This is a genomic window from Desulfovibrio gilichinskyi (assembly GCF_900177375.1).
GTDB classification, from domain to species: Bacteria; Desulfobacterota; Desulfovibrionia; order Desulfovibrionales; family Desulfovibrionaceae; genus Maridesulfovibrio; species Maridesulfovibrio gilichinskyi.
On sequence record NZ_FWZU01000003.1, the window covers coordinates 182,789 to 208,804 of the forward strand.

Below are 26,016 nucleotides of genomic sequence, written 5' to 3' on the forward strand. Positions count from 1 at the left end.
AAAATATATACCCTCTTAGTTAATGGTTGTAATTAGGTGTTTATCGGTCGGATAATGGTATGTAAATTGTTGTTTTATAAAGATTTATATGAAGGATAATTGTAGTGCTTAACTATGGTTATCCTTTTTTATTGTGAATAATTAGACAAACAATCCTCATAGTTACTATTGTCCTGATCTATAAAATATGCGATTTAACCACCAGTTATAAGTTCAGAAAGGTCTTTGAGCTTATGTGGTGAGTTAGTTAAAACCAAGAGATGTGACTAGATTTGGTTAGAAAACAGGGTGCGGGGCACCCGAAAAACCGAGCGTGATTTGGAAGTGTTGGCGGACACACCAGATTTTCGGAATGAGGAGGCAGAAGATGCCTAATGCGTCCACGTGGGATTGGAATCCCGGTAGGCGAGAGGTCCAGGACATTAGCTCTTGGTCCACCAAATTTGAGTGGGTGGAAGAATTCCACGCTAGTGCCGATGGTGAGAAGGTCGGGGCAGTCGTAAAGACAAGCGATGGGGATTTTACTGCTTGCGTTAACGGTCAAGAGTGGGAAGAGAGATATGAAAGGGTTTTTTACCTTAAATTTTCTCCTGACGGCAGACTGACCGGTATTACTCAGCAGGATGGTGAATGGACTTTAGCAGTTGACGGCGAACATTGGCCGGAAACATATGGCTATATCTGGAGCACTATGTTCGGTTCCAACGGTTCTATTGTCTGTGCTGTTCAGCAGGACGGAGAATACGGCATGGGAATTGACGGTGTTCTCTGGGAAAATCTGTTTGCTAATGCTAACAATTTTACACTTGGAAGCGACGGCAAGAGTACTGCCGCTGTTGTTCAAGTTACACCTTTAGCTCAGGCTGATATCGAAACCTTTCAAAAAGGTATCTACTCCATTGCTGTGAATGGCGAAGCTTGGGACAAGGTTTTCATGAACTGTTACACTCCCGTGTTCGACGCAAAGTGTGAGAAAGTGGCTTGTCAGGTTAGAAAGTCACTTTATGATTACACTATCGCTGTAGATGGAAAAATCTGGCAGCGAGAATTTCAATGCGTTTGGGATCCTTGTTTCAACCCTGTTAGCGGAGCAGTCGCTGCTCCTGTCCGTCTCGGCGGAAAATGGGGTATGGCTCAGGACGGAGAAATTATCTGGCCGGCTGAGTTCGCTCAGTGTTGGCACCAGCAGTTCAGCGCGGACGGCAGTAAGCTTTGGGCTATTGTTGCAACTTCACTTGGTAAGTTCACTGTAGCTGTAAATGGAACTCCTTGGAACGTTACTGTTCCTGTTGTTATTGATCTGGCTGTCAGTCCTGACGGAAACCGCGGAGCAGCTCTCGGAAAAACGGACTATGCCTACACTGTGATGTGTGACGGAAAAGTCTGGAACGATTCTTATGCTATGGCCTGGAAGCCTGTTTTCAGTCCTGATAGTACCAAAGTTGCTGCTAAGGTTGAAAAGAACGGTCGTTTTACTGTCGTTCTTGATGGAAAACCTTACGGACAGGATTTTGAACAATGCTGGGAACCGATTTTCAGCCCATGTTCAACAAAGGTGCTTATCCGTGCGATAGATGGCGGAAAGTTTGTCCGCATCGTAGCTGATGTAAGTGATTTCTAACAGCCGGAGGCAATACGCATGAACTCTTTTTATGCATTCGTAGTAGGCCCTCTGGCGTGGATCGCTTGGGGCGTGTTTATTCTAGGTTCCATATACAAGATGGTTTCAATGTACCAGCTTGCTAAAAAGAAGGACGGTTCGTCCTTGCACTATATGAGTTTCAAGTTCGGAATGCGTTCTATTCTGCACTGGCTCAATCCTGTAGGAACCCTCGGTTGGCAGAGCAATCCTTATACCACTCTGGTAACTTTTGTTTTTCATATCTGTCTTGTCGTTGTTCCATTGTTCCTTCTGGGACACGTGGTTCTCTGGGATCAGTTCTTCGGCATTAGCTGGCCGACTCTCCCGGATACTGTTGCCGACATCATGGCCATTTTGCTCGTAGCTTGCTGCGTTTATTTTGGACTGCGCCGCTTTTTGCAGCGTGATGTACGTTTCCTGACTACCGGTAAGGACTGGGTAGCTTTGACTATTCCAGCTTTAACTTTCCTTTTCGGTATTCTGGCATACCACCAGATCGGAAGCCCCAAGGCAATGCTTATACTGCATATCCTTTGCGGAGAAATTATGCTGATAAGCATTCCTTTCTCCAGACTCAGTCACATGTTGTTCGGAGTATTTACCAGAGCTTACATGGGGTCCGAGTTCGGCGGAGTACGCCACACAAAGGATTGGTAACCACATCCCCACAAGGAGTATTGAAATGACATTCGATAGGAAAATTGAGGATGCCGGGCTCGAGCGGGGCGTGTCCCGTCTGACGCCTGAGCGCATCGAAACAGTTCTTAAGCAGGTTCTCGAAGGAGAAACCGGAACAAAGCTGAAGCTGTATGCAGAAACCTGCATGCGCTGCGGTATGTGCTCCGAAGCCTGCCATTACTATATGTCCCATGACGGTGACCCTTCCTACTCTCCCGCAGGTAAGGTTCATCAGACAATGGGCGAGATATTGCGCAATAATTGTAAAGTAACTCCTGAGTTCGTTTATCAGATGGCTCAGATTTCATATACAGAGTGTAACCTCTGTCGCCGCTGTGTTCATTATTGTCCTCTGGGAATTGATACAGGCTACATCATGAGTGTTGTGAGACGTATGTGTCACAAATTAGGTGTAACCCCTCAGTATATTCAGGATACTGCGCACAGTCATTCTGCTACAATGAACCAGATGTGGCTTAAAGATGACGAGTGGATTGATACCCTGCAATGGCAGGAAGATGAAGCAAGAGATGAAATGCCGGAACTTCGCATTCCTTTAGACAAGGAAGGCGCAGAGATATACTATTCCGTTATCGCTCCGGAACCTAAATTCCGTACTCAGCTGATTTATCAGGCCGCATTCATTATGAACGCTGCCGGTGTTGATTTCACTATGCCGACTTCGCCGGGCTGGGACAACTCAGATATGTGTATGTTCACCGGTGATTATGAAATGATGGGTCGTTTAAAGAAAAGCCACTTTGAATCTGCTCTAGATCTTAAGGTTAAACGTATCGTCATGGGTGAGTGCGGTCACGCATTCCGCTCCGTTTACGATCAGGGTAACCGCTGGGATGGATGGGAAATGTATCCCATTGAAGTAGTTCATTCAGTAGAGTTTTTCTGGGAACTCATCAGTTCTGGTAAAATTAAAATTCGTGAAAAGTTCCATGAGCCTATCACCATACACGATCCTTGTAACATCATTCGCGGACGCGGTTTGATGGAAGAGTCCCGCAAACTTGCTCACGCACTTTGCGATAATGTTGTTGAAATGCATCCTAACCTTGAGCACAACTATTGCTGTGCTGCAGGCGGAGGCGTTATCAACTGTGGACCTCCGTTTAAGAATGTCCGCATGAAAGGTAACAGGATTAAGGCTGAGCAGTTAAAAGCCACCGGCGTAAAGACTATCCTTGCGCCTTGTCATAACTGCCACGGTGGGCTTGAGGATTTAGTCCATTACTATGAACTTGGCATGGATATAAAATTCTTCGGCGATCTGATCTTTGATCTGATGGAAAAGCCTGAAGTGGAATAGGGGGAAGATTACAATGTTAAAAAGAGTATTAACTGTCGCGGCGGTTGTCGCATGTGTCTTTCTCTATATGATTCCAGCATTCTCTCAGGATGAAATCACTTTCCTGAAGGATCCGGCTTTTGTTCATCCGGAAAGACCTGCGGCTCCATTTATGCATGATATGCATAATGAAAAAGCCGTAATTGATGACTGTGCAACCTGTCACCATGTATGGAAAGACGGAAAGGTTGTTGAAGGTGAAAGCTCCGAAGACCAGAAATGTTCATCCTGTCATCAGGTTAAAGCTGAAGCAGGCAAAACAAGTCTTCGTAACGCTTATCACAAGCTTTGCATTAACTGTCATATCAAAAAAGACAAAGGACCTGTAACTTGCGCCGGATGTCATCCAGACGGCGGAGCTGCTCCTGCCGGGCATTAGTCTGGGATTGACTCATTAATTGATTAAAGAAAGCCGCCTTTCCATATGGAAAGGCGGCTTTTAAGTTAATGTGCTTTGGAGTATAGAAATAATATATGAAGAAGTTGTTTTTAATAAATTGCCGCAAGCCTATGGTTGATGCGTTCAAAGCTGCGGGACATGACGTTCGCTGTATTTATACTACGGTCCGCGAAGTGGATGTTTTATATGAACTGGAGAAACTTGAGTTTGCACCGGATATACTTTTGCAACAGGAATCTCTTGGCTGCCGAGTTTTTTTAAACGGGCTGGCGTCAATTGACTGTGTCCGTTTGTTCTGGTCCGTTGATACTCATATGAATATGCATTGGCATGGTTTGTATGGATCAATGTTCGACGGGGTGCTGACGACTCAGAAAAGATATGTTTCAGCTCTTGAAAAAGTTTGTACTGCTGAAATTTGCTGGGTTCCTTGGATGGGTGGCAGGCTTGGGCCGGAAACCGGAACTGAACCGGGACTCATTCCATATACTAAACGTAAACATGATATGACTTTTGTAGGTAGAGTTTCCCCGCAGAGACCCTCCAGGAAGTTGTTTGTCGATTTTTTGAAAGGCAACTACAATTTGAATCTTGTGGATGGACTTAATTATTCTGAGATGATGTCTCTTTATAAGCAAACCAAAATTGTTCCTAACGAAGCTCTTTTCGGTGAAGTAAATTTCAGACTGTTTGAAGCGTGCTCCTGCGGATGCGCCGTGGTAACTCCCTTTGTAGGTGATGAACTTGGCGAACTTTTTGAAATAGGTAAAGAAATAGCCGTTTATAATGATGTACTGGAGCTGAAAGATATACTTGATAGATTTCGCAATAACCCTAAGCTGGCCGCAGAAATGGGGCTTGCTGCTTATGAACGGGTTTTGCGTGACCATATGCCTGCTGACAGGGGGAATAGAATTTTGGATTTTGCGTATGGATTAACCCCTCGCAGTATTGATGAATCAGATAATACTTTTTTACTTACACAGATTAAGGCTGTGCTTGCAGAAGCCGGGGATACTACTGTTACCTGGAGAAATGTGGTTGAACTTTTAATGGTTTCAAGCCCCGGCGTACCCAGAGATACTATTCTGTTTCGGATTTTAGCGAAAGAAAGTATGACAAGTGAATTTTTGAAAATAGCTCAAACATATGTAGGTAATGCTGTCGGAGTTGAAGATGCCGGTTTCAATATGGCTGCGTCAATTGGCAGCAGCAAAATCGGTAATTGGGATTTAGCTAAGTATTTCTGGTTTAGGTACATTACAAGGGCTCAATCTAATAAAGTCGAAAGTCCGCGTGATTATGCCCACTTGCTGATGCTTTGGGGACGGGAACTTTCAAGAATAGGCATTACAATGAGTCCGGGAGTGGCTTTTAATGAAGATGCAGATATGCCGACATGTGCCAGTCATTGTTTATTTGCAGCCCTTCGATTAGATCCGCAGAATTTAGAAATTTATAAGCGTCTTGATGCTCTTTTTACCGGAGTAGCCGGGACTGAATCCTTGCGCCTTGGTTTTTTGTCCCACCTCTCCATGCATTATCCTGATGATTGGAGAGTCAGCGCGGATCTTGGAATAGTCAGCTTGAAAGTTTTTCGTCTGGACGAAGGGCTTGCTGAGCTTAGTAATTCTGAAAAAAAAGCTATATCTGCATGTCGTCAAAGGTTCTGGGTTCGCAAAATAGAATCAGAAGTGGAAGTATATTTAAAAATAGTTAAACCAAAAAATATGTGTTAAATATTAAGTTAATGTTTAACTGGTGAGATTATAAATTAAATTTATCGCAAAAAATTGAGATACATTATGTCTAATGAACTTTTTAACGAGCAAGCATTTTTTGACCACCTCGGCGGTGATAGAGAGCTGGGAGCTGAAATCCTTGGTGTTTATTTAACAGATGCCCCCGCAAGGATGGGTTCTCTTTTAGAAGCTGCTAAGACAAATAACCTGAGTTTAGTAATTAAATATTCTCATGCTCTTAAAGGAATTTCAGCAACAATTCGTGCTGAGAAAGTTGCCGACGTTGCAGAGGCAGTAGAATTAGCCGCAAGGCATGATCATCTTGAAAAAGTGAAAGAATTTTTGCCGGATATTGCCAGAGAATTGGAAAGCACTTTGAAGGTACTGAAAGATTATTTAGGGATTTAATATTATTTGGGTGGTTATGCACAATTTTACTGGTTTGTAAAAAAAACTCCTTACGGGCGTATCGTGAGGAGTTTTTTTATGTTATAGGAGTTTTTAAGTATACTTATAATAATAAAAAGCAAAAATGTTGTTATAACATGTTTAGTCTTAAATACTATTATGATAAGTTGCTGTTTGGCTGCTCGGTTGTTGGAGTCTTGTTTTTAGTATTTAAGCGTACAAGGGGATAGATATGTTTAAGAATATGCGATTAGGATTAAAATTAGGGCTTAGTTTTGGGCTGATGATTTTCTTGACAGGCATAATTTCCTTTATCGGTTTTGATGGTATGACAGGTATTCAGGATCGTGTAGATAAAGCGGATGACGTTAACCGTATGGTTAAAACCTTTCTTGAAACGAGGATTATTGAAAAGAATTTTATACTGCGTAAGGATGAGAATTATTTAAAAGATCATCAAAAAAATATTGCGAGCATAAAGACTCAGATAGAAAAGGTAGACAAGCTATTTAGCCAGAAAATAAACTTGGATCAGATGTCAGCAGTTAAAGAGGCTGTGGTAGAATACGAGAAAGCATTTGCCGACTATGTATCCCTTGTAACTGAACGTACTAAAACTATGGCGGTTATGCGGGATAAAGCTCGCTTAACTCTTAAAGAGCTTGAACAAATCGAGGCTGCCCAGAAAACCCAGTTAAGCAGTATAATGACTGAAACAAAGTCACAGATAATAAGTGCATTGGATAGCGGAAAAATTGATCAAGTCGGTAATATTTATCAGAGAAGTCAAGCTGGTATCGATGACAAATTTAAAAAAGCGGATGATGCCAATACAGCTATTAAATGGTTTATTACAGTCAGAAAAAATGAAAAAGAATATATAATTTCATCTGACAGTAAGTTTTTAGACATGGTTAAAAGTGACACGGCAAATATTGTTAAGCTTATTAATGATATGAGTGGACGCTTTACAAAACCGGAAAATATCGCACTGGCTCAGTCTGTTTTAAAAGTAGTGATGAGTTATGAAGAAAATTTTATAAATTATACTAAGTTGATGCAGTCACAAGTGCAGGCTGAGAAACAAATGGTTGTTGCTGCGCGTAAAGCTGTAAGTGAATGTCAGAATGCCCGTACGGATCAAGAAGCAAAAATGCTCAGTCAAATGGAATTTTCAAATATGCTGCTGCTGACTGGTGCCTGTATCGCTTTGCTTATCGGCATTGTTACTGCTTTCCTCTTAACGAAAGGAATCACCGGACCTATCAACAAGGGTGTATCTTTCGCGCAGCAGATGGCTAAGGGCGATTTTACAAGAACTTTGGATATAGACCAAAAGGATGAGATAGGAATTCTTGCAGCCGCTTTGAACGACATGGTAAGGAAATTGTCGGCAGTTGTTGCAGATGTAGGTAAATCTTCCGAAAATGTTGCATCAGGAAGTGAACAATTGTCTGCAACCGCCGAAAGTCTTTCAGAATCATCAACTGAACAGGCTGCCAATGTTGAAGAAGTTTCTTCGTCCATAGAAGAGATGACAGCAAATATCAGGCAGAATGCCGAAAATGCGCATGAAACTGAACGAATTGCTTTGCAGTCAGCAAAACAGGCTGAAGAAGGCGGAGCAGCTGTAACTCAGGCCGTAATTGCAATGAAGAATATAGCGGAAAAAATATCTATAATTGAAGAAATTGCCCGTCAAACAAATTTACTTGCTTTAAATGCTGCAATTGAGGCTGCCAGAGCAGGCGAGCATGGTAAGGGGTTTGCCGTTGTAGCGGCAGAAGTGAGAAAGCTGGCTGAGCGAAGCGGAGAAGCTGCAGGGGAAATAGGAGATCTCTCTTCTACAAGTGTAAGTGTTGCTGAAAAAGCCGGTGAAATGCTTAATCAGTTGGTACCGGATATTAAGCGAACTTCAGAATTGGTTCAGGAAATTGCGGCTGGAAGTAATGAGCAGCTTACCGGTGCAGAACAGATAAATAAGGCTGTTCAGCAACTTGATCAAGTTACTCAGCAGAATGCATCCGCATCTGAAGAAATGGCTTCCACTTCAGAGGAATTATCGAGTCAGGCAGAACAGCTTCAGCAGGTAATGAGCTTCTTCAGGGTTGGGTCGCAAACAAATGTGCAAAGGAAAGCCTTGCCATCGCACCGTCCACCTTCTCGTAAGGTTCAGGAATTTAAAGCTATTGACTCAGGTAAAAAAGTTAAAACAGAATCATCCGGGGTAGCTCTTGATATGGGTGGAGATTTCTCAGACACTGATTTTGAAAAGTTCTGATAATTGCTGGATGAAGTTTCGTTTTTTTATTACTCTAAGCTATGTTGAAATAAAATTGATAAATATTATTTAAATAGAGCAGGAAACCGATGAGTGAAGAAAAAAATAGTACAATGAATCAATATCTGACATTTACATTAAATAAAGATATTTATGCTCTTGATATATCAAGTGTCAGAGAAGTTTTGGAATTGACCCCCATAACAAGGATTCCCAGAACTCCTAAGTTTATGAGGGGGGTTATCAATTTACGCGGTCACGCCGTACCTGTTGTTGATATGCGGCTCAAATTCGGTATGAGTAAGACTGAAGATACAATAAACACTTGTATTATTATTGTAGAGGTCCTTTTTGACGGTGATAGTACCGTTATGGGAGCTCTTGCTGATTCAGTCAGAGAAGTAATTGAACTTACCGAAGGGATGATTGAACAACCTCCTAGGATGGGAACTACAATCAAGACTGATTTTATTAGAGGTATGGGAAAACAGGATGATGAATTTGTTATAATCCTCGATATTAATAAAATATTATCATTAGAAGAGCTTGCTATGCTTAAGAGTGTGCACCATGATCCCTCAGTTGAGGCGGCTCCTGAGGTGAATCCTGATCAAGGAATGACTCTTCACCTTTAAACTTACCGCGCATATTCAAAAATAGACAAAGATTATCAGTAAAGGTTTGTAGAAATCCCGTCCCTTAAAAAGGGGGCGGGATTTTTTATACATTAAAAATAGAGCATTAATTTATTGTTAAGGTTTGCAAGACTAATATGAATATGTGTTGTATATTAAATGACTTGTTATAATAGATTATAAAGACTTGCTATATAACATGTAGTGAAATAGAGTTTTTCGTAAGTATATGGTAAATAAATTTTTTTATGGTTTATAATGTGTGTCTCAAAAATAATTACAGTTAAAAATAGCGATAGTTTTGTCATGCGCCGTATTATTTATTACATTTTATTTGCATTATCTTTAGTCGCAACGTTTTCAGCAGGAATATTGTATAATTATAATCCTGCTGCTTCCTTGGTTTGTCTGATTGGAGTGATAATTGTTTTAATTTTGATAATGTACGGCGTCAGACGAGTGATGGAGCGCCATGTCTCCGAAAATCGAGAGTTTTATTCTGCCATTATAAATAATTCTGATGTAGGATTGTACCGGGCGGACCTGAGCGGCAAATGTATTTATGCCAATGATTACTTTAAGAACCTAGTTAAGACATTACCGAACTTATATAAAAATGATGACCAAAGTATTATAGTTCCTCTCTGTGAAGATTCCTTAAAGCGGAAAGTTTTTTTGAAAAGTTTGTTGGGCGGTGGTAAAATTCAAGAAAGCGAATCTTGCTTTTCAGCTAATGATGGGAAGAATTTATACCTGGCAGAGACGGCTAAGCTTGTATGCGATTCAGGCGGAAAGGCTGTCGGCATAGTTGGTGCTGTTAAAAATATTTCAGATGTTAAGACAATTGAAAAAGAACTGGCTCTTGAAAAGAATTATTTGACTGCGGTTATGGATCTTTTCTCTGAAGGTGTTTTTATTGAAGATCTTGAAGGGACTTTTTTAAAAGTTAACCGTAGTTTTGCTGACTATGCAGGTGTGAATAATCCAGAATTGTGTGTCGGCAGTAATGTACATAATTATTTTACACATCGTATTTCCTCAGTAATTTTAGATAATATTTCAACTGTTGCTCAGACCGGTGAAGATAGTCATTTTGTGCTTCCCATGGAAGACAGCCATGGCAGGAAATTGGATTTATCTGTTAAGCATTCGTTGTTCCGGAATCATAAAGGCGAGCCTGCCGCTATTATCGGTTCAGCCAGAGAATCTGCGGACGCGGAAGCGAACAGAATTGATGATACGCGCAGATCTGTGAATAATTCTTGTGATGTTTCATATTCATTAAATAATTTGTGTCATGAACTCAGAACTCCTTTTGTCGGGATAATCGGGAGCATAAAGGCTCTTGCTAAAGAAGAGTTGCCTGAAAGAGCCAAATCTTATGCTGCCAAGGCGTTAAAGTCCGCTGAAAGATTTAAGGATGCACTGAATTATTTTTTACATGATTTTTCTCACGAAGAATCAAGCGATAAAGAGCTCCCTTTTTTTAATTCTAATATAGTTTTTTCAAAGATCTTGGACATGTATATCCCTGCAGTCGAACTTGAAAATAAAAAGATTGAGTTCTTTACAGAAAATAAAATCCCGAAAAATATTTCGGGAAACAGGCGTGAATTCTTACAAGCTATTTTTTGCTTAGTAGGTAATGGAATTTCTGTTTTGCAAGGAACAAAACTGGTTGCAGGAATTGAAGTTCAGAATTTAACCGAAAACGACGCTGAATTTCATTTTTTTATCAGGGACATTTCCTATGAAGGGATTAAACCACATAGCAGTCAACTTTCGGATGTATTCATAGAAACGGTTCGCAAACTTGGTGGAGAAATTTATTGTAATTCTGAGGATGGTTTTACAATCGGGTTCAAGGTCATCACCGGATTCAGCTCAGAAAAAGCCGGTTCAGTTGATAGTTTTTCCGGCGTAAAGAAATACGTTTTGTTGGCAGAAGACGATATCAGCAGTCAGTTTATGATGCGCAAAAAACTTGAGAAAAGCGGCTATGCCGTGCGGACGGCTACAACCGGATTAGAGGTCTTAAGCTGCCTAAAAGACAGTTCATATGATTTGGTTTTAATGGATGTCCAGATGCCGGAGATGAATGGATTTGAAGCTATAAAAACTATTCGTGCCGAGGAAAAAGGCGATGTAAAAATTCCAATTGTTGTAATGAGTGCCTACGATGCAGATATTGATACCAAACAAATGTCTTTGCTTGGTATCAATGAATTTGTTTCTAAGCCGATACGAACTGAAATATTAGAAAAGATAATCAGCAAGTACCTGAATTAAATATTAATTGGTAAATACACTTCTGACATAGAATTCGATCCCGTCCTCAAGCATCTGTACTGAAAGAAGAATCAGAATCAGCCCCATAAGCCTTTCACAGGCTCTCAGCCCTCTTTTACCCAAGAAACGGGCTAAAGTCGGTCCTACCATCATAATTCCAAAGCAAACGATCCAAGCGAGCATAACTCCTGTGAGCACCGTCATGTCTGCATTTCCTTTTGACCCGTAAACCATTACCGCGGCTAAAAGGGACGGCCCTGCAAAAAGCGGAACAGCAATCGGAACAATGAAAGGATCTTTTTCCAGAGTTATTTTTTGATTATCAGGCTGTGGGAAGACCATTTTCATTGAAATTATGAAGAGAATGACCCCGCCTGCCAAGCGCAATGTTGACTGGTGAATGTTAAGCATCTTCATCAGTCCGGCTCCCAGATACATGAAAAGTATGATGATACCCAGTGCAAACAGAAGCTCTCTAAATAGAATTTTTCTTTGGCGTGCCGGAGAGAACTCTTTGAGCATTGCTAGACATGCCGGAAGGTTGCCAAGCGGGTCCATGATAAGGATTAGCGGAAAAGCTATTTCAATTATTGCGTGAATTGTTTCATTTTGCATGGGAATATTTTATCCTATTTCTTTCCGCCGGCTTGACCGTAGGTGGAAAACTTTTCAATTACTTTATCCATTTCTTCATCAGGAACAATTACCGGAGTGCCTACAGATAAGGCTTGAATATAAATTCTGGCAATAAGTTCAAGCTCTTCTGCAGCGTCAAATGCGTTTTGTATGCGTGCTCCTACAGTAATTAATCCATGATTTGCAAGAAGAACCGCGTTGTAATTTTCAATTGTATTGATAACATGGTCGGCAAGTTCCGGTGTCCCGAACGTTGCATATGGAGCCAGTGGAACCTTTTTACCCGCAAAACCTACAAGATAATGCACAGCAGGCAGTTCCATATTAAGGCAGGCTACAGTTGTAGCATAAACGGAATGCGTGTGTACCACAGCATTAACATCAAAACGTTTTTTGTATAAAGCAGTGTGAAATCCTGCCTCGCTCGAAGGTTTTCTTTCTGAATCATAAAGTTTTCCCTCAAGATCCATAACAACTACATCAGCCGGACTTGATTCGAGATAGTTGAGCCCGCTGGCACTTATGGCAAGCAAGCCTTTTTCACGATTTAAAATACTCAGATTACCGCCGGTTCCTGTTGTCAGCCCGGCTTCAAGCATTTTGCAACCAAATTTAACAACCAACTTTCTTTCTTCTTCAAGCAGCATAGCAGGTGTCCTTATTAGTGAATTTGAAATAATCTGTTAAATTTGTTGTGAATGTAAATTTTCAATCCTTTTTAAAACAGGTGGATGGCTGTATTCAAGCCACACATAGAAGGGGTGCGGAGTCAGGTTGGACAGGTTGCTTGCCGATAACTTTTTCAAAGCACTGACAAGTGCTGCTGGTGTCTTGGTTGTTGCCGCTGCAAAATTATCAGCTTCAAACTCGTGTTTACGTGATTTCGCATTGCTGAAAACAGCGAGAACTGCTGATACTGGCGTGTAAAGAAGTGCAAAAAAGATCAGACCTGCATGAATAGAAATGTTCTGCATTCCGAAGGCTGCGAACAGTTCTTTGTTGCCAAGGAATAATGACATCAGCAGAAATATTATGCCTGTATTGATTATGCTCATGATGATCATTTTGCGGATATGTCCCAGCTTGCTGTGGCCTATTTCGTGAGCAAGCACGGCGACAATCTCATCTGTCGAAAGTTCTTTTATCAAAGTGTCAAATAAGGCAATACGTTTTTTTTTGCCGAATCCTGTGAAGTACGCATTGGCTTTTGTGGATCTTTTGGAACCGTCAATCATGAAAATGCCTGAAATTTTAAATCCGTTTTGCTGGGCAAAATGTTCAATTTTATCTTTAAGTTCTCCTTCTTCAAGCGGAGTAAACTTATTGAAAAGGGGTAAAATCCATGTCGGAGCTATGTATTGAATTGCAAGAGTTACAACGACAATAAACAGCCAGCACCAAGCCCATGCAAATTGCCCGGCCATACTGAAAAAAAGTAGAACTCCGCTAAGTAGAACTCCGCCTAGAATTCCGCCGAGCAGATATCCTTTCAATTTATCCATTATAAAAGTCTTTAAATCTGTTTTGTTAAATCCGAATTTTTCTTCAATTACGAATGTCTGGTAGAGTGCAAAGGGTATGGAAATAATGTCGCTGAGGATTGCAAGTCCTGCAAAAAAAATAAGCCCGGTCCCTATTTCACCAAATCCGAAATTAGCGGCCCATATATCAAGCAGGTTGAATCCTCCGCAGATGATGAACAGTAGCGTCACCAAGGTCATAAAGATGCTTGATATGTTTTCGAAACCTATACCCGCTCTAGTATAATCTTGTGATTTGCGGTATTTATCAGCATCGAATGTACCCTTGAATTCATCCGGTAATTCCGGAGAAAGAGCTTTGCAGTTGAGTTGTCTGGAAATAAGCCCTATCAGGCAGACTGCAGTCAAAGAAAAAATAATGATAAAAAAGTATATGTTCATTTTTATAGTTATGTTTATAAGTTTAAGGTTAACTTGCTATATTACAGTTACAATTGATAATAGTAGATTTCTGGCAAGGGCGTAAAACTACCTTGTAGGCAGTGAGGCGTCAATCTGGTAATAGATAAAAAGGATACCTTATTTTTCGATAGAAATGTCTTTTATGTTTCAGGTTAGTCGAGAAGCTTGACAAGTTGTAACAGAGATTGAAGAATTATAATGTTTAAAGCTGGTTGAATAAGCTAGTTTATAAATTGTTTAAAAGCAGTTTGCATGTCTCAGTTTTATTGAATTAAAATATTATTTAGAAAGAATTACGAGGGAGAGAGTCTGTATGAGTTCACCTAAAAGTATCAAGGAAAATGTCGCTCGTGCTAAATCATATGGTCAACGTAAGGATTATTTGAGGTGTCTTTTTTCGCTGAGCATTTCTCTTGATGAACTGGCAGACAGTCAGGTTTTCGGTCGTGAAAAATTTGAAATCGGGATTCTTGTTGACGAGGTTTTCCGCCAGCTTCTTGCCATGGAAGAACTCAAAAGCGTGCTCCCACGTGGTTTAAAATACACACGAGGGCATGAAAAAAAATTATCGAAAGCCCTTCGCCATATTCATGATACAATTAAAAATGCTATTGAAAAAGCTGCTATCGATAAAATTAGAAAGCAGAAAAATCAGATTGATAAGTATATTTTGACCGGACAGAAATGCCTTGAAGACAAAGATGCTAAAGAAGCTAAGAAATATTTCCGCCGGATAACCGAGGCTTTTCCTGAAGAACGCGGACTTTTGCAGGATGTTGGCGGAAGATTTGTCAAGGCCGGATTTGCCCGTGACGGGATTGAATATCTGGAGCGTGCAATAGAGCAGAATCCTACAGACAGTCGCCCCTATATTTTAATACTTCTTGCTTGGGAAATGCTTGTGGAGCAGGATCAGGCTCTTGCTGTCATAAAAGAGATTGTCCGCCGTTTTGGCGCAAATGAAAGTCTGTTTGTGCGTCAGGCTAAACTTTTTCTTGCAAAGAGAATGTATGCTGAAGCCTATGATGCCGCAGCATCAGCTCTTAAGCTTAACCCTCTTAGTCGTGATGCTAAGAAAATTTCCGACCAGCTTGGGCCTAAGATATTTGGAAGAGGGTACAAGCCCGGAACAACTTCAGGTGAGATGAAAGCCGCGAAGGCTAAACGTTCCGCGTCTTCAAGTTCCACAACTAAGGGGGCGATCAATCTTGATCTTGGCGGCGGTTCGTCTGATGTAAAGAAGCCGGCAACTAAAGAAGCTGTTAAAAAGCCTGATGCTTCTAAAGTTATTAAGCTCGATTTTTAATTTTTGTGAATTTTATCGTGTCTTATCTGATTTAGAATGAAATCCCTTGATGAACCCCTGTTTGTCAGGGGCTAGTTTGCTTTCCCTGTATCTGTTATCAACGTTGCTCTGTTGATTGTCTGAAGAATTGCAATTCCATTTTTGCAAGACTGCTTTGTGGTATATCCCTTTCCGCTATCTGCGATAATATTTCCATTATCTGATTTCAATATCCAGCGGTACTCTCCATTTTTATCCAGACATATTTCAAAATGATAATGCTCAGGATCATTTTTAATATCCGTGTCTACTAAGGTTAGACTGTCCATATTTCCCCACCATATATATTAATAAATTTTATATTTGTAATATTATATATGCTAGCTTGTATAGTCAAGTGCCATGGCAAAAAAGAACCCCCGACAAACATATGTCTGTCGGGGGTATTGTATCGGTTTTCGAGCCGATGAATGAATTGGAAGGAGTGCTTAGTACATTCCGCCCATTCCGCCCATACCGCCCATGCCGCCCATACCACCCATGCCGCCCATTCCACCCATGCCGGCAGGCATTCCGCCGTCTGCAGCTTTCACAGGCTTTTCTGCGATAGCACATTCAGTGGTGAGAAGAAGTCCGGCTACGGAAGCTGCGTTCTGGAGTGCAATACGGGTAACCTTTTTAGGGTCGATTACACCGGCTTTGATAAGGTCTTCGTATTCGCCGATTGCAGCGTTAAAGCCGATTCCATCCTTGGCTGCTTTAACTTTTTCAACTACAACAGAACCTTCAAGTCCTGCATTCGCAGCGATCTGGCGAAGAGGTTCTTCGATAGCACGGCGGATGATGTTGATACCTGCAAGTTCGTCATCATCAGAAGCAGTTGCATTTTCAAGTGCAGGAATGCAACGGATAAGAGCAGTTCCGCCGCCAGGGACGATGCCTTCTTCAACCGCTGCGCGAGTTGCGTTAAGTGCATCTTCTACGCGAGCTTTCTTTTCTTTCATTTCAGTTTCAGTAGCTGCGCCGACATTGATTACAGCAACACCGCCAACGATCTTGGCAAGACGTTCCTGAAGTTTTTCGCGATCATAATCAGAGGTGGTTCCTTCGATTTCTGAACGAATCTGGCTTACGCGAGCTTTGATAGTATCTACGTTACCTGCTCCGTCAACGATAATGGTGTTATCTTTATCGATAACAACACGTTTTGCGGAACCGAGGTCTTCAAGGGTAACACCTTCAAGCTGTAGTCCGAGATCATCGGAAACAACTGCTCCGCCTGTCAGTGCAGCAAGGTCGTTCAGCATTGCTTTGCGGCGATCGCCAAAGCCTGGAGCTTTAACAGCTACAACATTGAGTGTTCCGCGCAGTTTGTTGACAACGAGAGTTGCGAGAGCTTCGCCTTCGATGTCTTCAGCAATGATGACAAGAGGTTTGCCCATTTTAGCAACCTGTTCTAGAACCGGGAGAAGTTCTTTCATGCTGGAAACTTTCTTTTCGCTGATAAGGATAAGAGGTTCATCCATTTCGCAGGTCATTTTTTCAGCGTTGCTTACAAAGTAAGGAGAAAGGTAACCGCGGTCGAACTGCATGCCTTCTACAACATCAAGAGTTGTGTCGAGGCCTTTAGCTTCTTCAACGGTGATAACGCCTTCTTTACCGACTTTGTTCATGGCTTCTGCAATGATGTTACCGATGGTTACGTCATTGTTAGCAGATATAGTACCGACCTGTGCGATTTCTTTCTGGTCGCGGGTAGGTTTTGCAAGAGTTTCGAGGTGATCGATGATAGCTTCAACCGCTTTGTCGATACCGCGTTTGATTGACATTGGGTTACGTCCTGCTGCAACGAGTTTTACACCTTCGGTGAAAACAGCCTGAGCAAGGATAGTTGCAGTGGTAGTACCGTCACCGGCGATATCAGAAGTTTTGGAAGCAACTTCCTTAACCATCTGAGCACCCATGTTTTCGAATTTATCTTTAAGTTCGATTTCCTTAGCTACGGAAACACCGTCTTTGGTGATAACAGGGGAACCGAATGATTTATCGATTACAACGTTACGGCCTTTAGGTCCGAGTGTAACTTTTACTGCATTGGCAAGTTTATCAACACCGATTTTTAGTTTTTCACGTGCTTTTGCGTCGAAAAGAATCTGTTTAGCCATTTTTTATCTCCTTAGAAAAATGAATTGTATGATTTTATAAATACTAGGATGCGACGACTGCGAGAATGTCGTCTTCACGCATTACGAGATGATCAACACCATCTATTGAAATTTCTGTTCCGGCATATTTAGCGAAAAGAACGATATCACCTTCTTTAACGCCGATTGCGATTCTTGAACCGGAATCGTCAAGTTTTCCTGGTCCCACAGCAATTATTTCACCTTTAAGAGGTTTTTCTTTAGCAGAGTCAGGTATAATGATTCCACCTACAGTTTTTTCTTCCACTTCAAGGCGTTTGACTAAAAGGCGGTCACCTAGCGGTTTCAGTTTCATTTTTCATCCTCCAGTAAGATATAATTTTATATTATTTTATAGTTTAGGCGAAAGCCTATAATCCGTTTTGACAAAGACAAAATGTTATTTGAATGTTTTACGGTCTAAACGGATTGAACTTAAGTAAGACATTATTGAAAACTGTCAACATCAGAGTGATTTTTTTTTGAAAAATCATTTCTCCCCACTAACGCAAATCCTTGGAGACATACAGAACTCTGCCGATAGGCTCCCAGCTGAGTGAGGGGTCTTTTAAATCGATCTCAATCTTTTTGGGTTGTGCTTCCGGGTTGTCAGACATTAGGAGTATTTTCCCAGGCTCTTTAGCAATTCGTTTTACAACTATTTCCTGATCAATACGGACAACATAAATACGTCCTTCGTATAGGTCTTTTTGTGATTCATCGACTAAAATATGGTCGCCGTCTTCAATTCGCGGGGCCATGGACTCACCTGTTACTGCCATTAATTTCATACAGTCAGGGTTTCCTTTTTTAGTTAGCCAATCAAGTCTGAAAGCGTATGTGTTTTCTACAGTGTCATCAGCCTGCAGGCTTCCTCCGCCATCGCTAGGGCGTGCAATAACCTTGGGAACATGATGAAAACTACCCATTTCATTGTCAGTACCGATAGCCGGAAATATTATTTTTGCGCCTATTTTATCCAGTACTTTTGCAATCACTTGGATATGTTTTCCTCTTTCATGTTTGAGGTAGCGGATAATCTGATTAGGAGCGACTCCGCAGGCTTTAGCCATCTGAGTCGGATTTGCAAATGTTTTGTCCTGACCGATCATATTCTTCATACCTTCAACAAGATCAAAATAAAAACTCATATCCCCTCCTTATCGGGATAGTGTATGTTATTTTTTTTAAATTGTCCTCTTTTATATTCTATATTTGTGCTTATTTTGGCTGTTTTGTAATTAATATTTACCAATTGGTAAATATTAATTACAAAATGGCTTGCAAAAAAGAATTATTGTTAATATATACTCTCTCGGTGGATGTGTTTTTCTGCTTTTAAAGATCTATTTGGATACTTAATTTTTAGGAGAGGCTTTATGATTTTGGGGGTCGTTTCAAACAGTTTAGATTTTCCTGATTTAAATGATAAGAGGGTAATGTCCGTGGAAGGTCTTATAAGAGTTTTAGGGCATGAAGGAGCTGAGAGAGTAATATACTTTTGGGGAGGAATGAGAGTCTCGGTACCAAATATGGATGAGCTGCAGAAGATCAGACTTCGCGAGCGGGTCAAACAGGCTTTTGATCAGGGGGCGACTCCTTCACAGATTGCTGAACGATTTGGTGTTTCGGTCAGAACTGCACAGAGAATGCGAAATCCTTCCGCATGTGTTGAGAATGATTCGAAAATGATATAATAGAATTTAAGGTGTAATAGATTTGTTTATTTAATAGCACCCAATTGTGTCAAACTGCTAGCTAGTCACCTTTTGATTAATTTGAATCAGTAGTCTGTAATACTCTGATTTTGTAGAGAGATTAATTTTTATGAGTAACAAAAAAGACTGTAAGCCATTTAAAAAAAGTATAAAAAAATATTTATTAGTTACAGTAGTTATTCTGGCTGTGGCAGTCTGGGCTATTTCTACTTATGCAGAGCAATATCTTTTGCGTGTTTCAAAGCATGAATCTGAGTTGACAATGAATAGTTGCAAACAGTTTAACTCGTGGTTTGAACTTGGTGTTCAGGATGTAAGCATCCTTAGCGATTTGCTGGAAACCAGTTTGAATAAAGATGTACCATTGAGTTCTAAACTTAATGAAGTTGCAGCTATGTTCACTGTTTTTGGAAGCCAAAGAAATATTTGTATTCAGATGAGGTTTTTCTCAACAGAAGGGGTTGAGCTCGTTCGCGTCAATTTTAAAAATGGAGTATCCGATCGTGTTTATGGCGACTTTTCGCAGAGTGAAGGTAACCGTGAACATCTTCAGAATGTTTTAAGTTTGAAGAATGAAGTACATGTTTCAAGTTTAGATTTGAATATAGACCATAGCAAAGCTGCATTTCCGCATGCTCCGGTGGTCAAGTTTTTGAAAAAAGTGTCTGGTCAGGGTAAGACAGAACTTGGAATGGTTGAAATCAGTTATTCGGGGCGATCTTTGGTCAATCTGTTGAAATCCTATGCAAAAGATTCCTTCGGGGATATTTTTCTTCTTAATGGTTCAGGTCATTGGGTGATTGGTTTAGACAACAATTATAACCTGAAATTTATTAAGTTAGAACAATTCTTGCTGTTTGCAAGACAATTTTCTGCCGAGCTGGATAACAGTTCTTCCTCTCCGACTGGTCAGTTTTTAAATTCCAACGGCTTATATACGTATGGATCAGTATATGAAGATTGGAAAATTATTTCTTATGTCGCGCCGGGGAAACTGGTCGCGCCGCGTATCTGGATTACTATATTTTTGTTTACAATTCTTTTTTTGTGGAGTGGATTTCTGCTTTGGCGCAAATCTATTGCCAGTAGTGAGAAAGAATGTATTAGCAATGCCTTGCAGGAAAGTGAAAAAAGATTTTTGGATATTACAGATGCTGCGGGTGAATTCATATGGGAGACCGGGCCTGAGGGAAATTTTATTTTTGTAACCGGACGGGCAGAGGATATATTGGGGTATAGCGCGGAAGAATTGGTCGGCAGATCTCCATTTGATTTTGTTGATGAAGAGTCTTCGTGGGAAGTTAGAAAAGAATTTCTTGATGCTGCTCAGGAACGAAGACCATTCAATTCGCTTGTTTCCACATTTGTTAACCGTGACGGTCATAAATTATGGTTGGAATTTAACGGTGTTCCTGTTTTGGATAGCGAAGGTAACGTAACCGGTTTTCGCGGAGCTACCTCTGATATAACTGCACAGCGAAAAACTTTACAAGAGTTGCAGGACAGAGAGGATATGCTTCAAAGCATAAGTGATTCAGTTCAGGATGCTCTTATATTGCTGGATGACAAAGGTCTTGTTCATTTTTGGAATCCGGCTGCCGAAAAAATTTTCGGTTTTTCATCTGATGAAATGATAGGCAGGGATTTGCGTTCCTGCGTATGGGCTGAAGATAATCCTGATAATCCTGAGGTATCCCCTGTACAGGGTGGAAACGGAAAGGGATTTTTCGCATCGCATGGTTCTTTTACTGTAAATGTGCGTAAAAAAGATGGAAGCGTTTTTCCGGCTGAAGTCCTGTTATCACCGCTCCGAAGGGATGCAAGTTGGTGGGTTGTCGGAACAATCAGAGATGTTACTGAGCGCAAAGAAGCTGAGGATTCACTCCGTAAGTTAGCGACAACTGATCCGTTGACCGGGCTGAGCAATAGACGTTTTTTCATGGAAAAGGCTGAAGAAGAGGTTGAGAAAGCAAAAAGGTATAACAGAAGTTTATCGCTTTTGATGCTGGATATTGATTTCTTTAAAAAAGTTAATGATACCTATGGTCATGATGCCGGTGATGATGTCTTAAAAGCCTTATCTGTTGTTGGCCTTAAAGTGTTAAGGAATGTGGATGTTTTCGGTCGAATCGGTGGTGAAGAATTTTCCATTCTCATGCCGGATACAGATCTTGATGGTGCAGTTTTGGCGGCTGAAAGAATCAGAAGTGAAATTGAAAAAGCTAATATGCAGACAAGGTCAGGGATTCTAACAATAACGGTGAGTATCGGCGCGGCCACAGTGAATGAAAGAATAAATACTTTGGAACTCCTGCTCAAAGCGGCGGACCTTGGTCTTTATGCCGCAAAGGATGCAGGCAGGAATCAGGTGAAGGTTCAACTTTCACCTGATATGACCGACTAATATAATTATAAAAATTTACCTGACAATCCCGAAAATAAAATTCGAGTTTGTTGGATGTTTTTTAGTCTAAACAGAATTCAATCGTAAATTCCCCGTATTCAGTTGTAAACGGAATAGCCATAATGGGGGAAGTAGTTACATGCGTGATGGTATGATTATCCCCGATGATAACTGTCGGAGTAGAACCTTGAAGCTTGTACCCTTGTTCAGTTAAACCTGCTCTTGCCTGTCCGGAGACCATATTGGTTATTTCTCCTACGGCATCCTTAACATCCTGCATAAGATCTTGAATGTCATCTCCAAGCATGTTTTTTACGATATTAACTGCACATTTTTTTTCAAAGGATATCGAAATGCTTCCATTAACACTACCGGTAAATCCGACAACGCCAGTTACATCTCCCGAGGCAACATTTCCTTTTTTTACGAATGGTTTACCAGCCTTAGGGGTGACCATAGCCATCATAGAGAGAATGTCGATGGTTGCTTTTATAAATGGTTTTGCCAGTTCAACGTTCATGACTAGACTCCTTAAAAAAAATCTTATTTTTTATAATCATCATTTTTGACGGATAATATTATTTGAGAAGTACATTCTTTTTAACCCTTTTGGCAATGAAAAACAGTGTGTTACTTTATGGGCGCTTCTCGTTTGCCGCGTTGTTATTAAGTATTTCAAGGTTTATTTAGAATTAATTTAACTGTTTGACTGTTAAATTCTATATAGGCCAACACAAAGTCAAGTATAATTGGCACGTATTTGTATGCAGGATATTACTGTTTTGTCAAATACAGGCAAATTTTCTAGCTTTTTTCTTCTGGTGAAAATTTGACCGCCTTGTTAAATTTACGTAGTTGAACGTAGTTGAATTTGATAAGACCTAATCGATTTGTGCATGGTCCAAAAGTTCATAGTCAAATTTTTTAATAATTCATTCGAGGATATAAATCGATGTCAGATAATATTACAGAATCCACTGTCCCAAAGAATTTTATTGCAGCTATCATTGAGAAAGATAATGAAACTGGAAAGTATGATGGAAGAGTTGCAACACGTTTTCCTCCTGAACCGAACGGCTATCTTCATATCGGACATGCTAAATCCATCTGTTTGAATTTCGGGCTTGCCAAAGGGTTCGGCGGAACGTGCAACCTCAGGTTTGACGACACTAATCCTTCGAAAGAAGAAGTCGAGTATGTCAATTCCATTCAGGAAGATGTTCGCTGGCTCGGCTTTGACTGGGACGACCGTCTTTTTTATTCATCAGATTATTTTGACAAGCTTTATGAATTTGCGGTTCAGCTCATTAAAGACGGCAAGGCTTACGTTGACAGTCTCAGTGCTGAAGAAATACGCGAATATCGAGGCACTTTGACTGAACCCGGCAAAGACAGTCCATATCGCACACGTTCTGTTGAAGAAAATTTTGATCTATTCGAACGGATGAAAAACGGTGAGTTTGCAGATGGTGAACATTTGCTTCGTGCTAAAATTGATATGTCTTCACCAAATGTCATAATGAGAGATCCTGCCTTATACAGAATACGCAAGGTGGCTCATCATCGCACCGGCGATAAGTGGTGTATCTACCCCATGTACGATTTTACCCATTGTATTTCGGATTCTCTTGAAAAAGTAACTCATTCAGTCTGTACTTTGGAATTTGAAAATAACCGTCCCTTATATGATTGGGTTCTGGAAAATCTGGGTATATACAGACCGCAGCAGATCGAATTCGCAAGGCTCAACCTCAGTTATACTGTAATGAGTAAACGCCGTCTGATTCAGCTTGTCGAAGAAGGACATGTATCCGGCTGGGATGATCCTAGAATGTCTACAATTTCCGGTATGAGAAGGCGGGGATATCCTGCGGCTGCAATCCGTAATTTTTGTGAACGCATCGGAGTTGCCAAGGCAACTAATATGGTTGACTTTGCTCTTCTTGAGTTTTCCGTCCGCGAAGAGTTAAATGCTCATTCTCCACGCTATATGGGAGTTATCAATCCCCTTAAGGTGGTCATTGAAAACTATCCTGAAGATAAAACAGAAGAGTTCGAATTCCAGAATAATCCAGAAGATCCTGAAGCCGGAACACGCATGGTTCCGTTTTCAAAAGTTCTCTATATTGAACGGGATGATTTCATGGAAGATGCGCCTAAAAAATTCTTCAGACTTGCTCCGGGACGTGAAGTCCGTCTTCGTTATGCTTACTATATAAAATGTACAGATGTTATTAAGGATGAAAGCGGCGAAATTATTGAACTGCGCTGTACTTATGATCCTGATTCTAAAGGCGGCGGGTCCACAGACGGTAGAAAAGTAAAGGGAACACTGCATTGGGTTTCTGTTGCTCATGCAAAGGAAGTTGAAGTTCGGTTGTATGAACACCTGTTCACCAAAGAAAATCCAATGGACAATAAAGATGGATCAGATTTTAAAGATCATATAAATCCTGATTCACTTAGAGTTTTACCTAAGTGTTATGTTGAACCTATTCTGGGTGATGTCCAGCCGGGATTTAAATGTCAGTTTGAAAGAATCGGTTATTTTTGCGTTGATAAAGATTCTACTCCTGAAAATCCTGTGTTTAACAGAACTTCGACTCTTAAAGATACATGGAAGAAAATTGAAAAAAAGCAGAATGGTAAATAAATTTATTTATTGCCAGTAGAGAATGGACACAATTCAACCCGGAAATCTGTTTTGATTTCCGGGTTTTTTGTTTTTTTGCGTGCAAGTTATTTTGCTTATATGCTGTTCTTGATACATTGTTTGATTGATGAAACATTTTTTAAAAAATGTTATACAGTCCGTAGTAAGAGAGCAGCTAAATATATTATTAGAAAAAGCGGTAAATACTTTTTTATGGAATGGAGGTAGAGGATGAGTTCTGATATTGATAAAGGTTCCAGACTAGCCATTGCAATTGCCGGACGGAGTAATGCCGGTAAATCTTCAATAATTAGAGCTCTGTCTGGAGTTGAAGGGGATGAAATAATCCCTGTTGTTGAAGAAGATGAAATGTATCCTTTGACTAGAACTGAGATCCATCCGCTTGGGCCGGTAACTATTTATGATACTGATGCTCATATTCCGGGAGATGATAAGGCACGATTGATTAAAGCGGCCTTGTACAGTGTGGATGTAGCTGTTGTTGTTACGGACGAATCCGGCATAACAGATGAAGAACGGGCAATTACGACTCTCCTTTTTGAAAGGGGAATTCCTTGTGTCATGGTTTTTAACAAGGCTGACATAAGGCGTCCAAGTCTTGCTGATATGGAATTTTGCGGATCAAGAGGGATTCGGTTTGTTGCAACTTCAACAGTCGACGGGCGCGGAATAGAGCGTCTCAAAAAATCTATACTGGCGTTGGCTCCTGAAGAAAATTTACTGGACCCTGTCCTTGCCCGTGATCTTATAGGCAAGGGAGATTACGTTATTTGTGCTATTTCAGATGACTCGTCATCTCCTAAAGGGCGGCTCGGTCTTCCAAAATCTCAGGTTCTGCGTGAAGTTTTAGATGTCGGGGGAATTGCTGTCCTTGCGAAGGAAGGGGAACTTTTTCAAACTATTTCCGGCCAGAAAAGACGTCCTGCGCTTGTAATTGCCGATTGGCAAGCCGTTAAAAAGGTAATGGATATTATTCCTGAAGATGTTCCGTTAACCACTTTTCCTATTATTTTTGCCCGTCATAAGGGAAACCTTGAGCAGTTGGTTCACGGTGCAAATGCCATTGATCTACTGAAAGATGGCGATAGAGTTTTAATTGTTGAAGCTTGCCCTCATCATCCCAAGGCGGAAGATTTAGGTAAAGAAATGATTCCGGCTAGAATTGCGGATTATTCCGGTAAGAAGATAACTTTCGAATCCAAAACAGGGTGCGGACTTCCGCTTGATCTTTCCGGCTATCGTTTGGTTGTCCATTGCGGAGCCTGTATGACTGACCGTGCGGATATGCTCAGACGCATACGTGATTGCGACAGGCAGCAGGTTCCGATTACAAATTATGGACTGGCCATTGCGAAGGTTGACGGAACTTTGAACCGTCTAATTGAACCTTTTTTTAAAGAGGATGTTGCCGATAAGAGTGTTACAACCGGAAAAATTAATGTTTTCAGGGGGAGCAATTCAAAAGCTATGCATCTGGTTGTTCCTGATGAAATATATCCTGAAAAAGCAGTGCCTTTTAATTTGATGTACCTTTTCGGTGACATTGATATTACCAAGAAAAGTATCGGGTTTTCATCGCTTCCTTTTGCCAGAGGCGGACAGCAGAAGATTCGAAAATTTGTTGAGAAATATGGGTATTGTTTTTATAAATGGCCTGGGCGTGTTTTAGGACCGGATCTCGGCGGGCTGCTTGAACCTGATGAATAACTTTGAACAATAATCGCGTGTTAGAATTTTG

At 40.8% G+C, this 26,016-nt stretch carries 22 protein-coding genes; 14 read left to right on the forward strand and 8 right to left on the reverse strand.

What is annotated here, in order from left to right; translation table 11 throughout:
• The first annotated feature begins 367 nt into the window (after nucleotides 1-367).
• The 9 genes from tmcD (at nucleotide 368) to B9N78_RS09375 (ending at nucleotide 11,435) form a co-directional block, all read left to right on the forward strand.
• On the forward strand, nucleotides 368-1,621 hold the full coding sequence (gene tmcD, locus B9N78_RS09335; RefSeq protein WP_085101583.1) for an electron transfer complex subunit TmcD: 1,254 nt from the start codon (nucleotides 368-370) through the stop codon (nucleotides 1,619-1,621).
• 18 nt (nucleotides 1,622-1,639) lie between these two features.
• Nucleotides 1,640-2,299, forward strand: a complete 660-nt coding sequence (tmcC, locus tag B9N78_RS09340) for a TmcC family electron transfer complex membrane anchor subunit (RefSeq protein ID WP_085101584.1) — start codon at nucleotides 1,640-1,642, stop codon at nucleotides 2,297-2,299.
• A gap of 25 nt (nucleotides 2,300-2,324) precedes the next feature.
• Nucleotides 2,325-3,641 (forward strand): electron transfer complex ferredoxin TmcB, encoded by a 1,317-nt coding sequence (tmcB, locus tag B9N78_RS09345; RefSeq protein WP_085101585.1) that lies wholly within the window; start codon nucleotides 2,325-2,327, stop codon nucleotides 3,639-3,641.
• A gap of 13 nt (nucleotides 3,642-3,654) precedes the next feature.
• Nucleotides 3,655-4,059: an acidic tetraheme cytochrome c3 TmcA gene (tmcA, locus tag B9N78_RS09350; RefSeq protein WP_085101587.1), complete on the forward strand. Its 405-nt coding sequence runs from the start codon at nucleotides 3,655-3,657 to the stop codon at nucleotides 4,057-4,059.
• Between the two features lie 95 nt (nucleotides 4,060-4,154).
• Complete coding sequence (locus B9N78_RS09355) at nucleotides 4,155-5,819, forward strand: glycosyltransferase family protein (RefSeq protein ID WP_085101589.1); 1,665 nt, start codon at nucleotides 4,155-4,157, stop codon at nucleotides 5,817-5,819.
• A gap of 66 nt (nucleotides 5,820-5,885) precedes the next feature.
• Nucleotides 5,886-6,230: an Hpt domain-containing protein gene (locus B9N78_RS09360; RefSeq protein ID WP_085101591.1), complete on the forward strand. Its 345-nt coding sequence runs from the start codon at nucleotides 5,886-5,888 to the stop codon at nucleotides 6,228-6,230.
• Nucleotides 6,231-6,462: 232 nt separating this feature from the next.
• Nucleotides 6,463-8,511, forward strand: a complete 2,049-nt coding sequence (locus tag B9N78_RS09365) for a HAMP domain-containing methyl-accepting chemotaxis protein (protein WP_085101593.1) — start codon at nucleotides 6,463-6,465, stop codon at nucleotides 8,509-8,511.
• An 89-nt stretch (nucleotides 8,512-8,600) separates the two neighbouring features.
• Complete coding sequence (locus tag B9N78_RS09370) at nucleotides 8,601-9,146, forward strand: chemotaxis protein CheW (RefSeq protein WP_085101595.1); 546 nt, start codon at nucleotides 8,601-8,603, stop codon at nucleotides 9,144-9,146.
• Between the two features lie 462 nt (nucleotides 9,147-9,608).
• Nucleotides 9,609-11,435, forward strand: coding sequence for a response regulator (locus B9N78_RS09375; RefSeq protein WP_245805536.1), 1,827 nt, complete (start codon nucleotides 9,609-9,611; stop codon nucleotides 11,433-11,435).
• 3 nt (nucleotides 11,436-11,438) lie between these two features.
• On the opposite strand, the gene B9N78_RS09380 is transcribed toward B9N78_RS09375, so the two are convergent.
• From B9N78_RS09380 to B9N78_RS09390, 3 genes are read right to left on the reverse strand one after another with little or no spacing between them, the layout of a single operon-like run.
• The gene (locus B9N78_RS09380; protein WP_085101600.1) at nucleotides 11,439-12,050 is read right to left on the reverse strand and encodes a MarC family protein; all 612 of its coding nucleotides are present in this window, start codon (nucleotides 12,048-12,050) and stop codon (nucleotides 11,439-11,441) included.
• A 14-nt stretch (nucleotides 12,051-12,064) separates the two neighbouring features.
• Nucleotides 12,065-12,718, reverse strand: a complete 654-nt coding sequence (locus B9N78_RS09385; RefSeq protein WP_085101602.1) for an L-fuculose-phosphate aldolase — start codon at nucleotides 12,716-12,718, stop codon at nucleotides 12,065-12,067.
• Between the two features lie 36 nt (nucleotides 12,719-12,754).
• Complete coding sequence (locus tag B9N78_RS09390) at nucleotides 12,755-13,993, reverse strand: M48 family metallopeptidase (RefSeq protein ID WP_085101604.1); 1,239 nt, start codon at nucleotides 13,991-13,993, stop codon at nucleotides 12,755-12,757.
• A gap of 334 nt (nucleotides 13,994-14,327) precedes the next feature.
• Here B9N78_RS09390 and B9N78_RS09395 point away from each other — a divergent pair, with 334 nt between their 5' ends.
• A complete protein-coding gene (locus B9N78_RS09395; RefSeq protein WP_085101606.1) occupies nucleotides 14,328-15,320 on the forward strand; it encodes a tetratricopeptide repeat protein in 993 nt (330 codons plus the stop codon).
• Nucleotides 15,321-15,391: 71 nt separating this feature from the next.
• Here B9N78_RS09395 and B9N78_RS09400 read toward each other — a convergent pair whose 3' ends face one another.
• The 4 genes from B9N78_RS09400 to B9N78_RS09415 form a co-directional block, all read right to left on the reverse strand.
• On the reverse strand, nucleotides 15,392-15,628 hold the full coding sequence (locus B9N78_RS09400; RefSeq protein ID WP_085101608.1) for a YegP family protein: 237 nt from the start codon (nucleotides 15,626-15,628) through the stop codon (nucleotides 15,392-15,394).
• Between the two features lie 159 nt (nucleotides 15,629-15,787).
• Entirely contained in the window at nucleotides 15,788-17,464 is a 1,677-nt protein-coding gene (gene groL, locus B9N78_RS09405; RefSeq protein ID WP_085101610.1) for a chaperonin GroEL, read from the reverse strand.
• Nucleotides 17,465-17,507: 43 nt separating this feature from the next.
• A complete protein-coding gene (gene groES, locus B9N78_RS09410; protein WP_085101612.1) occupies nucleotides 17,508-17,798 on the reverse strand; it encodes a co-chaperone GroES in 291 nt (96 codons plus the stop codon).
• A gap of 187 nt (nucleotides 17,799-17,985) precedes the next feature.
• Nucleotides 17,986-18,633, reverse strand: coding sequence for a S24 family peptidase (locus B9N78_RS09415; RefSeq protein WP_085101613.1), 648 nt, complete (start codon nucleotides 18,631-18,633; stop codon nucleotides 17,986-17,988).
• 228 nt (nucleotides 18,634-18,861) lie between these two features.
• Between B9N78_RS09415 and B9N78_RS09420 the strand changes: the two genes are divergently transcribed.
• Nucleotides 18,862-19,179 (forward strand): helix-turn-helix domain-containing protein, encoded by a 318-nt coding sequence (locus tag B9N78_RS09420; protein ID WP_085101614.1) that lies wholly within the window; start codon nucleotides 18,862-18,864, stop codon nucleotides 19,177-19,179.
• A gap of 130 nt (nucleotides 19,180-19,309) precedes the next feature.
• Complete coding sequence (locus B9N78_RS09425) at nucleotides 19,310-21,604, forward strand: sensor domain-containing diguanylate cyclase (protein WP_085101615.1); 2,295 nt, start codon at nucleotides 19,310-19,312, stop codon at nucleotides 21,602-21,604.
• A 61-nt stretch (nucleotides 21,605-21,665) separates the two neighbouring features.
• Here the strand turns inward: B9N78_RS09425 and B9N78_RS09430 are convergent, their stop codons facing one another.
• Nucleotides 21,666-22,124 (reverse strand): chemotaxis protein CheX, encoded by a 459-nt coding sequence (locus B9N78_RS09430; RefSeq protein ID WP_085101616.1) that lies wholly within the window; start codon nucleotides 22,122-22,124, stop codon nucleotides 21,666-21,668.
• A gap of 432 nt (nucleotides 22,125-22,556) precedes the next feature.
• Between B9N78_RS09430 and B9N78_RS09435 the strand changes: the two genes are divergently transcribed.
• Nucleotides 22,557-24,257 (forward strand): glutamine--tRNA ligase/YqeY domain fusion protein, encoded by a 1,701-nt coding sequence (locus B9N78_RS09435; protein WP_085101617.1) that lies wholly within the window; start codon nucleotides 22,557-22,559, stop codon nucleotides 24,255-24,257.
• Nucleotides 24,258-24,488: 231 nt separating this feature from the next.
• Nucleotides 24,489-25,985: a [FeFe] hydrogenase H-cluster maturation GTPase HydF gene (gene hydF / locus B9N78_RS09440; RefSeq protein WP_085101618.1), complete on the forward strand. Its 1,497-nt coding sequence runs from the start codon at nucleotides 24,489-24,491 to the stop codon at nucleotides 25,983-25,985.
• Nucleotides 25,986-26,016 lie beyond the last annotated feature (31 nt).